Origin of the sequence: Castellaniella sp. (assembly GCF_047971665.1) — a bacterium.
GTDB lineage: Bacteria > Pseudomonadota > Gammaproteobacteria > Burkholderiales > Burkholderiaceae_B > Castellaniella.
Window position 1 is genome coordinate 45,746 of record NZ_JBKEAA010000027.1, and the last position, 13,878, is coordinate 59,623.

Consider the following 13,878-nt stretch of genomic DNA (forward strand, 5'->3'; position numbering starts at 1 on the left):
GGAAGTCGGTCTGATGCCGAATCAATGGTTCTGCAGCAGCTGCAGGGATTGACGCGGGGCGGTCGTATCGATGAACCGGGGCGTCTCCAGTTGCTATTTTGTGGAAATTTGCATAAATATGCAAGAGCCCTCAGAATACTTCCATCAGGCTCGGACCCTCAGTCAACCATCACGGGAGCGCGCGATGTCGATTCCACAAACCGTACCGGCATGGACCGACGAGGTCCTCGATTTCGCTCAGGATCTGGTCGGTCAGGCGCGTTCGATCTCCTTGCGGTGGTTCCGCCACCGGCCGCCGGTCGAGACCAAGGCCGATGCCAGTCCTGTGACCGTGGCCGATCGCGGGGTCGAGGAATTCCTGCGCGCGGAAATCAGCCGCCGTTACCCGGATCATGGTCTGCTCGGCGAGGAATTCGGCGTCCAGGCGGGCGAGGCATCCGTCGTCTGGTCGATCGATCCGATCGATGGCACCCGCAGTTTCATTACCGGCAATCCGCTGTGGGGCTGCCTGCTGGCGGTGCTGCATGAACAGCGTCCCCTGTTCGGCATCATCGACATTCCGTGCACGGGAGAGCGCTGGGTGGGTGTGCGCGGCCGCGGCAGTTGGCTCAACGGCGAGCGGTGCCGCACGCGCGAGGGGGGCCGCCTGGAGGACGCCATCCTCCAGGCCACATCGCCCGACCTTTTCGTGGGGGAGGACGCCCGCGCGTTCGAGCGCCTGGGCGCGGCTGTCCATCTGCGCCGCTTCGGCGGCGATTGTTACGCCTATGCCCTGCTGGCCAGCGGCATGATCGATCTGGTGGCCGAGGCTGGCCTGATGCCCTACGACTACCTGGCGCTGGCGCCCGTCATCGAAGAGGCGGGCGGCGTCATCACGGATTGGCACGGCCGGGCCCTGAGCGCGCGTTCCGATGGCCGGGTGCTGGCGGCGGCCAATGCCGGTCTGCACCGGCAGGCGCTGGAAATCCTGGCCGCGCAGGCCTGACTGTGGTGATGCCGGCCGCGCGGGCCGGTCAGTGGATTTCCACACCGGGGCGCAACCGCCGGAACGTCAGGTCGCGCAGGTCGGCGGTATTGGCGCCGGGGGCCTTGATCATCAGGATGTCATCGGCCAGCGCCGCGAAGTCCGCCCGGAAATGAACCGAGCTTTTCAGGACCAGGACCCGGTAATGCCGGGGATCGGCACCCAGATGGTGGAACATCGCCTGATCAGCGGCCTGCTGCTTGCGGCTCGAGATCAGGACCTCCACGCCGTCGCGGCGCACCCGCGCCATGAGACCCAGATCCATGCGGCAGCCTTTGTAGAACGGGCCGGTGCCGACGAACCGTCCGTCGCCCAGGGCCAGGATGTCGAAGGGGCCCGTGGCCGGTTCGTCCCCTGGATAGCCGCGTCCCCCCAGCGGCAGGTCGATGCGCGCGCCCACACCCTGCTCATGGGCGGCCCGGGCAAAAGCCGCATCGCACAGGACGGCCACGCAGGCCGGGCCGGCGCTCCGGTCCAGCAGTGCGCGCAGCAGACCGGTGGTATCGCCGGATCCGCCTCCGCCCGGGTTGTCCTGGGTATCTGCGAGGATGACGCATCCGGATGCGCGGTCCGTGAGGGCATCCAGGGCCTCGTCAGGCGCGTACAGGCGGCCGCTGAACGAAGTCCGCCGGGCCTCGACCGCCCGGGCCAGTGTCTGGACCGCGTGGGTCGCCCGCGCGGGGACGCGGGCGTAGGCCAGGATGCTGGGGCCGGATTCTGGCGTATCCGACAGGGGAAAACCGGGGATGAACTGCACTTCCGGACAGTCGGCGGTTTCGAGCGCGCGGGCCTCGGCCATCAGGGCGCTGGCGGGGGCGTCGCCCAGGGTGCTCTGCCAGGGCATCGACACCAGAAAATCCAGTTTGCGCCAGTCGGCAAAAAAGGACTCGCCCGCCAGCAGGCGCTGCATCATCCGCGCCGCCCGGACCCCGGTGTCGGCCATGTCCACATGGGGATAGCTGTGATAGGCGACCATGGCCTGGGTCAGATCCACCATGACCCGGGTGACGATGGCGTGGAAATCCAGCGCGGCGACGTAGGGCAGCGCCGGGCCGGTGATCGCCCGCAGGCGGCGCAGCAGCTCCCCCTCGGCGTCGTCCAGGCGCTGGGTGACCATCGAGCCGTGCAGGTCCAGGAACAGGCCGTCCAGCGGCTGGTCCCTGAGGTGCGTCTCGATGCGGGCGACGATGGTCTCGAAAGCCGCGTCGGCGACCGGGCCGGAGGGGTTCGCGGAGCACCAGAGCAGCGGGACGATCTCGTGGCCCGCGCTGTGCATGGCGGAGATGAAACCGCTGATGGCCAGGTTCATGTCCCGTGTCGCTTCGAGGATCGCCTCTCCCTCGGTCAGGCCCGGCCAGGCATCGGCTTCTTCGAATCGATCCAGTCCCGTGACGTCCGGGGCGAAGGTATTGGTTTCGTGCAGAAACCCGAGGACGCCGATCCGGGCCATGATCACAGCGTCCCATCGATCGCGTTGCGCAGGATCCGGTCGTATTCCTCAGGCGTGAAGGGGATCGGGTTGGTGGCGGCCGAGGCGTCCTGCACGGCCAGCGCGCCGATGGTTCCCACGGCGTCGCCGGGGATGCCGATGGCTGCCAGGGCATGCGGGATGCCGATGGATTCGCGCAGCGCCAGCACCCAGTCCAGGACGGCACCGAAGCCGGGACGGGGCAGGTCCAGATAGCGCGCCAGGCGCGTCATCGTGTCGGAGACCACAGATTCATTGGCCTTCAGCACATAGGGCATGAGGATGGCGTTGAGCATGCCGTGATGCGCGTCATAGCGCGCGCCCAGCGGGTGGGCCAGGGCATGCATCGCGCCCAGGCCCTTCTGGAACGCCGTGGCGCCCATGCTGGAGGCGACCAGCATCTGGTGGCGCGCCTCCAGATCCTGGCCATCCTCGACGGCGCGGCGCAGGTACTGGTGCACCAGCCGGCTGCCTTCCATACCGATGCCGGTGGCCATGGGATGGTACACGGGCGAGCACAGGGCCTCGAGGTTGTGCGACAGGGCGTCCATGCCGGTCGCCGCTGTCAGACGGGCAGGCAGGGCCGTGGTCAGTTCGGCGTCCAGGATCACCAGCGCGGGCAGCATGCGGGCGTGGAAGATGATGCGCTTGATGTGGGCCGCCTCGTCGGTGATGACCGAGGCGCGGCCGACTTCGGAGCCGGTACCGGCCGTGGTCGGCACCGCGATGACCGGCGCCATGCCCTGAACGTTGACGCGCAGGTAGTTGTCGCCGATGTCCTCGAAGTCCCAGAGCGGGCGGGTCTGGCCGACCATCAGGGCGATGGCCTTGGCCGCGTCCAGCGCCGAGCCGCCGCCAAAGGCGATCACGCCATCATGGCGGCCCGTGTGAAAGGCCGCAACGCCGTCCTCGACATTGTGGCCCGTCGGGTTGCCCTTGATGGCGGAAAACAGGCCGCAGTCCAGGCCATCGTCCCGGCAGGCCTGGACTGCGCCGGTGACGATGGGCAGCGCGGCCAGCCCGGGATCGGTCACCAGGAGGGGGCGGTGCATGTCCAGGGCGCGGCAATGCTGCGGCAGCTCGCGGATGCGTCCGGCGCCCGCTTTGACGGCGGTCGGGTAGTTCCAGTTGGCGGCAGGGGGCGTGTTCGGTGCGTTCATGATGCGGGTTCCTACAGAAGACGCAGATGATAGGACTTGACGCGGGTCAGGGCGTGATAGCCCAGGATCGACAGGGAAATGCCGTGGCCCGTGTGTTTGACGCCGGTCCAGGCCAGGGCCGGGTCCAGATAGTCGCAGCGGTTCATGAAAAACGTTCCGGTCTGGATCTGGCGGCCCAGTTCACGCGCGGTCTGGGTGTCGCGGGTGAAGACCGAGGCGGTCAGACCGTAGCGGGAGTCGTTCATGAGCGAGACGGCCTGTTCATCGGAGGTCACGGGCATGATGCCGACGACGGGGCCGAAGCATTCGTCATTCATGACGGGCATGGTGTGGTCGACACCGGTCAGGATGCAGGGCGCCAGATAGGTGCCGGCGTTCCCGGCCTTGGGAAAACGGGCGGGATCGACGCAGTTGCGCGCGCCCATGCGGACGGATTCGGCGATCACGGCGCGGATTTCGTCGGCGGCCCGGGCGCGCACGATCGGCCCCAGGTTGGTTTCCGGATCCAGGGGGTCGCCCAGGCGATACTGTTCGGTCAACGCGACGGCGCGGTCCACGAATTCCTGGTAGTGCGACTGATGAACATAGATACGCTGGATGCCGCAGCAGGACTGTCCGGAATTGAAGAACGCGCCGTCCACCAGGGTGTCCACCGCCTGGCCCAGATCCGCATCGGCGCGCACGTAGGCTGGATCGTTGCCCCCCAGTTCCAGGCCCCGGCCGATGAACCGTCCGACGGCAGCTTCTTCGATCGCGCCGCCGCCGCGCACCGAGCCGGTGAAGACGACATGATCGATATCGGGCGACTGAATCAGGGCGCGGATCGTGTCGTGCGTGGCGTGGATGTACTGGAATACGCCCGTGGGCACGCCCGCGTCCGTGAAGGCGGCCACCAGCTGTTCGGCGCACAGCGGCGTCTGATCCGAATGCTTGAGGATCAACGCGTTGCCGGCGGCCAGGGCGGGCATGATGCTGTTGACCGCGGTCAGCAGGGGGTAGTTCCAGGGGGCGACGGTCAGGACGACGCCGACTGGCTCGCGCTCGATCGAGCGCTGCAAGGCGTCCTTGGGCGGCAGTTCGATCGGGGCCAGCGCCTGTTCGGCGACTGAAAGCATGTAGTGGCCGCGTTCGGCGAATCCGCGCAGCTCGCCCGGTGTCTGGCTGATGGGGCGTCCCATCTGGCGTGTGATGGCATCGGCGAATGCGTCCGTGCGCGACGACACGGTGTCGATGGCGGTTTCCAGGCAGGCGATCCGGTCGTTCAGCGGACGTTGCGCCCATTCGCGCTGGGCCTGCCGCGCGGCGCGGACGATGCGTTCCGCGTCAGCCTGGCTGGCATGGGGGCGGCGCAGGAGTTCCTGGCCGTTGATGGGGCTGAGGGTGATGAGTTCGCTCATGAGGGTTGCTTTCGTGAGTTGCTTTCGGGGGTTGCCTTCGGAGGCGGCTCAGATGATTTCGAAATAGCGCTGGAGTTCCCAGTCGGTGACGTATTCGCGGAATTTGCGCTCCTCCCATTCCCGGGTGGCGGCCATGTGGTCCACGAAGACGGCGCCGAACAGGTCGCGGGCCGCCTGCGACCGGCGCAGGCGCTGGGCGGCGTCCCAGAGGGTCTGGGGGAACTTGATGTCGTCGGGGAATGTCTGCGTGTAGGCGTTGCCGGAAGTAAAGACCGGTTCGAGTTTCTGTTCGATCCCCAGCAGGCCCGAGCCCAGGGCGGCCGCCAGCGCAATGTAGGGATTGGCGTCGGCCGAGCCGATGCGCACCTCGATGCGCTGGGACTTCGAGCTGCCCGGGATGACACGCAGCGCCGTGGTGCGGTTTTCGATGCCCAGGCTGGCCTCCAGCGGCGCCCAATAGCCGGGCACCAGCCGCGTGTAGCTGTTGATGGTCTGCGCGTACATGGCCATGAAGTCGGGCATGTGGCGCTGCAGGCCGGCGGCGAAATGGCGCTGGACCGGACTCATGGTGTGTTCGGCTTTGGGGGCGTGGAAGACATTCTTGCCGGTTTCCCGGTCTGTCAGGGACAGGTGGATGTGACCGCTCTGGCCAGAGCAATGGTGTGACCATTTGGCCATGAAGGTCGCCATCAGGCCCTGCTGTTCGGCGAGGGCCTTGGTGAAGGTCTTGAACAGGAAGGCCTTGTCGGCGGCCTGGCCGGCGCGGTCGACCGCGATGGCGGCTTCGAGCACGCCGGGGCCGGTCTCGGTATGCAGGCTCTCGATGGGAATGTCCATTCTTTCGCACAGTTCCATCAGCTCCTGGTAGAAGTCGGAGTGGACCGTGCTGCGCAGGACGGAATAGCCGAAATTGCCCGGTGTCCAGGTCTTCAGGTTGCGGTACTGTTTTTCGCGCACGGAATCCGGCGTCTCGTCGAACATGAAGAACTCGTATTCCAGCGCGGCGTGGGCGTCGAAACCGAGGTCGGCGGCGCGGTCGATCATGCGATGCAGCAGACGGCGCGGGCAGACGTCGGCCGCGGGGCCGTCCAGTTCAGCGATGAAAAACAGCATGTCCTCGCCCTGGGCGTTGCGTTCCAGGGGCAGGCGGCGGCAGGATCGGGGATCGATGCGGACTGCCGCGTCGGGGTAGGCGGTATGCCACCCCGTGAACGTGGTGTTGTCGTAGAGCTGGTCATTGGAATCCCAGCCCATCACGACATCGCAGAAGGCAAAGCCGTGTTTCAGCGAGCTGATGAACTTGTCCTTGCGCATGTATTTGCCGCGGATGATGCCATCGATGTCGGACAGCCCCAGCTTGATATGGGTGAGGCTGCTCTGTTCGATCAGGGCGATCGCGTCGTCGATGGTCTGAATGGATCGTTCTTGCATGATGCACCTATGGACGCAGGATTGAGTTGGAGCGGGCCGGATCGGTCAGGTCCGGCCCGTTGCCGACGGACCGGGATCACGTGTTCCGGTACGGGGGGCCGGCCTTTTCCATGATGCTTGCGTATTGCTTCAGGATGTCCACGATCTTGGCGCTGCGCGGACTCTTCTGGGCGATCTCGTCCCAGAATTTCTTGGCCTCGGTCTCGACTTTCTCCCATTCCTTTTCCGGGATGGTGGTCAGTTCGAGCTTGCCGCCCTTAGTGCGGTAGTGGGCCTCGCCCCACCAGTACCAGTGCTGGCGGTAGTAGTGGGAGCTGTCCGTGCTGAGGCGGAACAAGGTTTTCAGGTGATCGGGCAGGGCCTGCCATTTTTCGGTGTTGGCGATATACGAACCCGCCCAGGCGCCGGAAATGTTGTTGGTCAGATAGTATTTGGTGACGTCCGCCCAGCCGACCGTGTAGACTTCGGTGATGCCCGACCAGCACACGCCGTCGAGCTCGCCGGTCTGCAAGGCGACCTGCACGTCCTCGTAGGGCAGAGTGACGGGGACCACGCCCAGACGCGACAGGAACCGGCCCCCGGTGGGAAAGGTATACAGCCGCAAGCCCTTCAGGTCGTCGAGGGCGCGCACCGGTTTGGTCGTGGCCATGTTGCAGGGGTCCCAGGCGCCGGTGCCCAGCCAGGTCACATTCTCGACCTCGGCGTAGGCCTCCTCCCAGATCTTGTTCAGGCCATACCAGTTCCACAGGGCGGGGACGTCCAGGCTGTAGCGTGAGGCCAGCGGGAAATACGCGGCGAAGATCGCCACGTCCACCGGGGCCGCCATGGAATCGTCGTCGCTTTGCGCCGCGTCGATGGTGCCTTTCTGCACGGCGCGGAACAGCTCGCCTTGCGGCACCAGCTGATCGGCCGTGTAGAGTTCGATTTCCATCTGGCCGTTCGCGGCCTGGTTGAAGGCGTCGATGGATGGTTTGATCACGTGTTCGGCCAGCGCCGGTCCGGCGTAGGTCTGCAGGCGCCATTTGATCGGCGCCTGGGCGCGCACGATCGCCGGCGCGGCGACCGCGCCGGCTCCCAGCGCCGCGCCGCCGGCCAGTTTCAGGAACTGTCGTCGTTGAGTCATGATGCTGTCCTCCAGTGTCGGACGGTCGGACCGCGCTCCGCCGCCCTGTCGTGTCGTCCGATGGGCGCGGGGCCTATCGGGCGCGGTTGGAATAGAGATCGGGAAGCCACAGTGCGATCTGCGGGAACGCCATGATGATGGCCAGGGTGAGCATCATCAGCAGGGCAAAGGGCACGATGGATTTGTAGATGTCGACGATGGTGATTTCCGGCGGCGCCATGGCCCGCATCAGGAACAGGTTGTAGCCAAAGGGTGGAATGATGTAGGCCAGCTGGCAGGTGACGGTATAGAGAATGCCGAACCAGATCGGGCTGAAGCTCAGCGCCTTGATCAGCGGGATGTAGAGCGGCGCGACGATCACCAGCATCGCCGTGTCGTCCAGGAACATGCCCAGCACGATGAACGACAGCATCATGATGATCAGGATGGTCCAGCGGTCCAGCTCGAGATCCTGCAGGAGCAGGTTCTCGATCGCCTTGATGGCGCCCAGCCCGTCGTAGACGGCGCCGAAGCACAGCGCCGCGAGGATGATCCACAGGAACATGCAACTGACGCTGAGCGTCTGGCGCAGACAGGATTCCATGACGGTCCGGGTCAGGCGGCGCTTGAGGGCCGCCGCCAGTGTCGCCAGGCCCGCGCCCAGGGCCGAGGTCTCGACCAGGCTGGTGATGCCGGTCATGAACGATCCCATCATCACAGCAAAGATCACCAGCGGCAGGATGCCCTCGCCCAGCAGGCGCCATTTTTCGGGTTCGGCCGCGCGGCGCTCCTCCCCGGACAGCGGCGGGCCCAGTTCGGGGCTGATCCGGCAGCGCACATAGATGTAGATCGTGAACAGCAGCGCCATCAGCAGACCGGGCAGGATGCCGCCCAGCCACAATTGCAGCACCGGCTGGCGGGCGATCATGGCGTACAGCACCAGCACGATGCTGGGCGGGATCAGAATGCCCAGCGAGCTGCCGGCCTGGATCACGCCGGTGATCATCACCTTGTCGTAACCGCGGCGCATCATCTGCGGCAAGGCCACGCTGGCGCCGATGGCCATGCCGGCCACGCTCAGGCCGTTCATGGCGGAAATCATCACCATGAGTCCGATCGTGCCGATGCCCAGGCCGCCGGGCATGGCGCCCATCCAGACGTGGAACATGCGATAGAGCTTGTCGGCCAGGCCCGATTCCGACAGCATGAACCCCATGAAGACGAACAGGGGCAGCGTCAGCAGGGCGAACCAGTTCAGGACGGTGAACGTGGCATTGAACGGCATCTCGATGTCGTTGCCGCCCCACAGGAAATAGGCTGCCGTGGCGCCGATGAAACCGACCACGCCGTAGACCCGTTGTCCCGTGGACATCAGGACCAGCAGCGACGAGAACATGGTCAGGGTGATGAGTTCGTGGCTCATTCGATCTCCTTGCCGCATGCGGTGGCCAGGTCGCGGAAGAATGTGGCGATCGACTGCAGCAGCATCATGAAGATGCCGAAGGTCATGATGAGCTTGATCGGGGCCAGCGGCGGCGCCCAGGCGGTGTAGTTGCGCTGGTTGTTGATGATCGCGTATTCGGTGCTGGAAATGCCGCCGAGCAGCAGGAAAACGAGGAAGGCGATCACCATCCAGATCGTGACCATGTCCATCATGGCCCGGGTGCGGGGGGACCAGCGCGAATAGAACAGGTCCATGCGGACGTGGGCGTCGATCTGCATGGAATAGCCGCCGCCCAGCAGGTAATAGGCCGACAGCAGGAACTGGGCGCTTTCCATCATCCAGTTGATGTAGACGTTGAAGGCCACCCGGACGAAGGCCGAATACAGGAAGCCGATCATCATGACCAGCACGAAATACATGGCAAAGCGGCCGATGAACCGGTTGCTCCTGTCCACCCAGCGGACATAGTGTCTGATGATGTGCGGCACGCGTTCCTCCTCGTCGGCACCGGCGCGGTTTCCCGGCATGGCCTGATTCGATGAGAGAAATGGTGACGCGTGGCGGGACGCACGCCTATCGCAAAACGGCAGCCGGCCATCAGAATTCGGCATGGCTTTATCTGATTTCGGCAAAACCAGGGACATCCCTAACGGAATGGCGGGCCCTTGCGCGTATCGGGACCGGTCATCGAGGGGTTACCGCGCCTAGTCACCGCGCCTGGTCACCGCGCCCGGTCATCGAATGGTCATCGAGCAGTCATCCGGCCCGGTCATCGACCTGGGTGGCGCGCTCAGTCGGCGGGATGCCGCAGGGTGCGGGAAGGCAGCTCGCCGAATAGCTGGCGGTAGTCGCGGGAGAACTGACCCAGATGCTCGAATCCCCAGGTCGTGGCGATCCGGGTGACACGACTGGCCGGGTCGTCGGTGCTGCGCAGCCGACGCCGGACCTGGTTCAGCTTGAGGATGCGCAGATAGGTCAGCGGAGACATCCCCGCGACCTCCTGGAAGCAATATTGCAGCGTGCGCCGGCTGACGTGCATCTGGCGGCAGAGGTCGGCGATCGACAGGCGCTGGTCGGGGTGGGCCAGGACCAGTTCGCAGGCCTGACCGACCACCTGATGGCTGTGCCGGATGCGGGAATGGTGCGCATCGCGCGGCGGGGGATGGCCGTGCGCCAGCGCGGTGCCGAGCTGGTCGAGCACGGTTTCCCGCAATTCGAGGATCTGCGCAACCGTGATGGCGGATTGCGGTTCGTACGGGAACAGGGCCCGGTGCAGCGTGCCGAGGATGCGCCGGAAATGTTCGGTCGGGATGCGCAGGGTGCCGCCGTGGTCGGGCAGTCTGAGGGCGTCCGGATACGGGAAATATTCGTCCAGCAGTTCCTGGCCGACGACGATACCGAAGATCTGGTAGTGCTCGGGCGTGTTCAGCTCGAACTCGCGGCCGCCCTGACGGAACAGCAGCGTGTCGTTCTCGATGGGCTGGGCATCCAGGCGCGAGGTCGCCGTGCCCGGGGCGGGCAGGCCGAACCACAGCGCATCCTGCCAGGCGGCGCAGAATTGGCGCAGGGCCTGGTTGGCCGATTCCTGGAAGATCTGCAGGCCGGGCAGCCACAATTCGGTCAGCCGTCCTTCGAAGCGTCCGGGTGAGAACTGGCTGTAGCTTTGTTCCCACTGGCTGAGGTTATGGGCATGATCCTCGGCGTCGTGGGCGATGCGTTCCCGCCGGAGCAGTCGCGGCTTGCTGAGCGTGGCGGCAGGCTCGCGGAGATGGGGCGCCACCTGATTCTCCTTGAAGAGCATGGGGCTGCGATGACCGGGACCGCGTAAAACGGCACTCGATCGCCGACGGGGCCATCGAACATGCGACTCTGAAAAGGATAACCGGAAAAAAACCGGGGTTCGACCCTGTTTGCATCAGGGATGACCCTGACGAACTGCTTGAAATGACGCACAATGAACGCTTTTCATTTGCCGGAAAGAGTCCAGATGTCACGCATAGTCCTGTTCGAAAACATACACGCCAGCGCCCGGGAGGTCTTCGTCGCGGCGGGGTTCGACGATATCGTCACGTACCCTGGGGCGCTCGCGGGGGAGGCCCTGCACGAGGCGCTCCAGGGCGCGCAGGCGGTCGGCATTCGTTCCCGGACCCATCTCGATCAGGGCCTGCTGGCCGAACTGCCCGATCTGCGAGCCATCGGCTGCTTCTGCATCGGCACCAACCAGGTGGATCTGGAAACCGCCGCCTTGCGGGGGATCCCCGTGTTTAATGCGCCTTTTTCCAATACCCGCTCAGTGGCCGAGCTGGTGCTGGGCGAGGCAATCCTGCTGTTGCGCCGCATTCCCGAAAAGAACGCCCGCGTGCATGAGGGTTTCTGGGACAAGACGGCCGATGGCGCTTTCGAGGCGCGCGGCAAGACCCTGGGCATCGTCGGCTACGGCAACATCGGCACGCAGGTCGGCATCCTGGCGGAATCCTTCGGCATGCGCGTCATCTATCATGACATCGAAGCCAAGCTGCCGCTGGGCAATGCCCATGCCACATCCTCTTTGAAAAAATTTCTCGGCCAGGCCGATGTGGTCACCCTGCATGTGCCCGGTGGCAAGGACACGGCCAATCTGCTCGATGCCGACGCCATCGCGGCGATGCGCCCGGGCAGCATTCTGATCAACGCCTCGCGCGGGACCGTGGTGGACATCCCGGCGTTGCAGCGCGCGCTGAAATCCGGCCATCTGTCGGGCGCCGCCATTGATGTGTTCCCGACCGAACCCAAGAGCCGCGATGAGGCGCTGGACTGCCCGCTGCGTGGCATGCACAACGCCATCCTGACGCCGCATATCGGTGGCAGCACCCAGGAATCCCAGGAGAACATCGGCCGGGAGGTCGCGGAAAAGCTCAAGCGCTTCATCAGCAGCGGCACCACCAAGGGCGCGGTCAATTTTCCGGAGATTTCCTACCACGAGCAGGCGGGCGCGGCCCGCATCATCCACATTCACCAGAACGTGCCGGGCGCCATGGGCGCGCTCAGCAACCTGATGGGGGAATACGGCCTGAACATCGTCAGCCAGCAATTGCAGACGCGCGGCAAGATCGGCTATGCCATCACCGACGTCGACGGCGAGGCCACAGATCAGGTCATCGAAGGTTTGCGCAGCCACCCCATCACCATCCGCTGCGACCGGGTGTGACATTTTGGCATAATATTGTCATGAAACCGCCTCTATACTGTGGAGGCCGTTTCAGGTGATTTGATACCGCGATGGGTTTTGTTTCAACTGTCGTTGTCTGGCGCAATATCCGGTCTTTGTTTGATCTAGATCATGGCTGGGAATGCGTGCGGGGACCTATGGTTAAGGGTCCCTGAACCAGGAGTCCTTGCATGAGCCTCCCGCCCAATGACGTAACGCCCGAGGCCCGCCGTGGCCGCTTGCTGACCGTCTGGACGCCCGAGGACAAGGCCTTCTGGGTTCGCGAAGGCAGCGCCATCGCCAACGTCAATCTCTGGATTTCGATTCCCGCGCTGTTCCTGGCCTTTGCTGTCTGGCAGATGTGGAGCGTGGTGGCCGTCAACCTGCCCAATCTGGGCTTTCGCTACACCGAAAACGAACTCTTCTGGCTGGCCGCGCTGCCGTCCCTGTCGGGCGCCACGCTGCGGATCTTCTATTCATTCATGGTACCCGTGTTCGGCGGGCGGCGCTGGACGGCGCTGACGACGGCCAGTCTGCTGCTGCCCACCATCGGCGTGGGACTGGCGGTCCAGAACCCGGACACGCCGTATTCCACCATGCTGATCCTGGCCCTGCTGTGCGGGCTCGGGGGCGGGAATTTTTCCTCCTCGATGTCCAACATCAGCTTCTTCTTCCCCAAGGAACGCAAGGGCTCGGCCCTGGGGCTGAATGCCGGCCTGGGCAACCTGGGGGTCTCCTCGGTGCAGTTCCTGGCGCCGCTGGTCATCGCCATCGGGATCCTCGGGCCCTGGGCCGGCGATCCGCAGATGGCCAAATTGTCCGGCGCCCATGGCGGCCCCGTCGAGGTCTGGGCGCAAAACGCAGCCTTCATCTGGGTGCCGTTCATCATCATCATGTCCATGCTGGCCTGGGTGGGCATGCACGACATCGCCGACGCCAAGGCGTCCTTCCGCGAGCAATCGGTGATCTTCAAGCGCAAGCACAACTGGATCATCTGCTTCCTCTACCTGGGCACGTTCGGTTCCTTCATCGGCTTTTCCGCCGGGTTCCCGCTGTTGACCAAATACCTGTATCCCGATGTCCGGCCGTTGCAATATGCCTGGATGGGGCCGCTGATCGGGGCCATGGCGCGTCCCTTCGGTGGCTGGCTGTCCGACCGGCTGGGCGGCGCGCGGGTCACGTTCTGGACGTTCTTCTGGATGGTGCTGGGGGTGCTGGGCGTCATGGCCTCGCTGCCGGGAGACCAGGCCTCGGGCAGTTTCCTGGGCTTCCTGTTGTCCTTCCTGTTCCTGTTCTTCATGACCGGTATCGGCAATGGCTCCACCTTCGCCATGATTCCGGTGATTTTCGATACGTTGGCGCAGCGCCGGTACGCGGCCAGCGGGCCGGGCGGCGTGGGTCAGGCCAATACCGAGGGGGCCAAGGAATCCGCCGCCGTGCTGGGGTTCAGTGGCGCCATGGGAGCCTACGGCGGCTTCTTCATCCCCAAGAGTTTCGGCACCTCTTTCGAGATGACCGGCACGCCACATGCCGCCCTGGTGTTCTTTATCGTGTTCTATATTGTTTCGATTGCCGTGACCTGGCGGTACTACTCGCGACGTCGCGCGGAAATCCCGTGCTGATGTGCGACAGCATCGCCAATCCCCGGTCCATTTCTTTCTAACG

The 13,878-nt window shown here is 64.9% G+C and carries 11 protein-coding genes; 3 read left to right on the forward strand and 8 right to left on the reverse strand.

Features of this window, described 5'->3' with window-relative positions; all coding sequences use genetic code 11:
* The first annotated feature begins 184 nt into the window (after nt 1-184).
* Nucleotides 185-985, forward strand: coding sequence for a histidinol-phosphatase (hisN, locus tag ACK5JE_RS10785; protein WP_416801709.1), 801 nt, complete (start codon nt 185-187; stop codon nt 983-985).
* Nucleotides 986-1,013: 28 nt separating this feature from the next.
* Here the strand turns inward: hisN and ACK5JE_RS10790 are convergent, their stop codons facing one another.
* The 8 genes from ACK5JE_RS10790 to ACK5JE_RS10825 all read right to left on the reverse strand — a co-directional run bounded on the left by ACK5JE_RS10790 (nt 1,014) and on the right by ACK5JE_RS10825 (nt 10,806).
* Entirely contained in the window at nt 1,014-2,474 is a 1,461-nt protein-coding gene (locus tag ACK5JE_RS10790) for a M81 family metallopeptidase (RefSeq protein WP_416801710.1), read from the reverse strand.
* A 2-nt stretch (nt 2,475-2,476) separates the two neighbouring features.
* Entirely contained in the window at nt 2,477-3,652 is a 1,176-nt protein-coding gene (locus ACK5JE_RS10795; protein WP_416801711.1) for an iron-containing alcohol dehydrogenase, read from the reverse strand.
* Between the two features lie 11 nt (nt 3,653-3,663).
* Complete coding sequence (locus tag ACK5JE_RS10800) at nt 3,664-5,049, reverse strand: aldehyde dehydrogenase family protein (RefSeq protein ID WP_416801712.1); 1,386 nt, start codon at nt 5,047-5,049, stop codon at nt 3,664-3,666.
* A gap of 48 nt (nt 5,050-5,097) precedes the next feature.
* On the reverse strand, nt 5,098-6,480 hold the full coding sequence (locus tag ACK5JE_RS10805) for a glutamine synthetase family protein (protein WP_416801713.1): 1,383 nt from the start codon (nt 6,478-6,480) through the stop codon (nt 5,098-5,100).
* Between the two features lie 76 nt (nt 6,481-6,556).
* Nucleotides 6,557-7,603, reverse strand: a complete 1,047-nt coding sequence (locus ACK5JE_RS10810; protein WP_416801714.1) for a TRAP transporter substrate-binding protein — start codon at nt 7,601-7,603, stop codon at nt 6,557-6,559.
* Between the two features lie 73 nt (nt 7,604-7,676).
* Entirely contained in the window at nt 7,677-9,005 is a 1,329-nt protein-coding gene (locus ACK5JE_RS10815; RefSeq protein ID WP_416801715.1) for a TRAP transporter large permease, read from the reverse strand.
* Nucleotides 9,002-9,553, reverse strand: coding sequence for a TRAP transporter small permease subunit (locus ACK5JE_RS10820; RefSeq protein ID WP_416801716.1), 552 nt, complete (start codon nt 9,551-9,553; stop codon nt 9,002-9,004). The genes ACK5JE_RS10815 and ACK5JE_RS10820 overlap by 4 nt, the downstream gene beginning before the upstream one ends.
* Before the next feature lie 263 nt (nt 9,554-9,816).
* Complete coding sequence (locus tag ACK5JE_RS10825; protein ID WP_416801717.1) at nt 9,817-10,806, reverse strand: helix-turn-helix domain-containing protein; 990 nt, start codon at nt 10,804-10,806, stop codon at nt 9,817-9,819.
* 207 nt (nt 10,807-11,013) lie between these two features.
* Between ACK5JE_RS10825 and serA the strand changes: the two genes are divergently transcribed.
* Nucleotides 11,014-12,213 (forward strand): phosphoglycerate dehydrogenase, encoded by a 1,200-nt coding sequence (gene serA, locus ACK5JE_RS10830; RefSeq protein ID WP_416801718.1) that lies wholly within the window; start codon nt 11,014-11,016, stop codon nt 12,211-12,213.
* Nucleotides 12,214-12,404: 191 nt separating this feature from the next.
* The gene (locus ACK5JE_RS10835) at nt 12,405-13,835 is read left to right on the forward strand and encodes a NarK family nitrate/nitrite MFS transporter (RefSeq protein ID WP_416801719.1); all 1,431 of its coding nucleotides are present in this window, start codon (nt 12,405-12,407) and stop codon (nt 13,833-13,835) included.
* Nucleotides 13,836-13,878 lie beyond the last annotated feature (43 nt).